The following is a 402-nucleotide window of genomic DNA, read 5'->3' as shown; positions in this document are numbered from 1 at the left end:
CGCCGTTGTCGCTGAAGTGCGGCGCGTTGATGATGGAGAAGGTAAAGCCCGGTGCGATGCCGGTGGCCGTGCCCGACCCGCTGACGCTGTGGTGCTCGGCCTGCCACACCTCCTGACGGATGCGCGCGTAGGACTCGCCGTGGCTGTGGTCGACAAAGTGACCCGGCCAGTCGTAGACGTCCACCGAACCCGGCACCGGCGACGCCGGGTTCTGCCGCGCCTGCAGCATCCACGCGTTCGGCTTGCGGAAGTCGTAGTCGTCGGTGCTGTAGATGCCCGGCGTCACGCTCTCCGCCAGCGACCACTGGCTGATGCCCTCTTCCGTGACCACGCCGCCCGACGGGGTGACGTGATAGGCGATGGTCTCATAGCCCGGAAACGCCTGATGCTGGTCCGGCGCGT

At 67.7% G+C, this 402-nt stretch carries 1 protein-coding gene; it reads right to left on the bottom strand.

Annotation, left to right across the window (positions count from 1 at the left end; all coding sequences use genetic code 11):
- Positions 1-402: contractile injection system protein, VgrG/Pvc8 family (locus QSK07_RS22720; protein ID WP_285723307.1), on the bottom strand; the 402-nt coding region annotated here is incomplete at both ends.

It is taken from the genome of Pantoea sp. QMID4 (assembly GCF_030270445.1).
Classification (GTDB): Bacteria; Pseudomonadota; Gammaproteobacteria; order Enterobacterales; family Enterobacteriaceae; genus Pantoea; species Pantoea vagans.
This window is presented reverse-complemented; position numbering and strand designations above follow the sequence as displayed.